The organism is Mesotoga sp. UBA5825 (assembly GCF_002432955.1).
GTDB lineage: Bacteria > Thermotogota > Thermotogae > Petrotogales > Kosmotogaceae > Mesotoga.
Genome location: NZ_DJHG01000022.1, coordinates 1 through 322, shown reverse-complemented (window position 1 = coordinate 322; position 322 = coordinate 1).

The following is a 322-nucleotide window of genomic DNA, read 5'->3' as shown; positions in this document are numbered from 1 at the left end:
CTTGGGTCTCAGCGAAGGACGGTTCTCCACTTGTAACTGATCTTAGATCGAGATTCTGAATCAGGTTCAGACGAGATGTGCTTGACCAAGAACGAAGAACCTGGACGCGAAGCGTCGGAACGAAGAACCGTTCTTCACGAAGGACGGTTCTTCAAAGCCATCAGCGGGTCCTTGCTCTTAAGTGTACAGCGGTTCTTAGGGCGAGAACCCATGTAGGTACCCTGAACAGGTTCACATCAGGGCAGGCTCATTGGGGCAAGTTTTCGTGGCAGGCTTACGGGTGATAAAGTAAAGAGTTTATACGAGTGACATGGGGTGATAG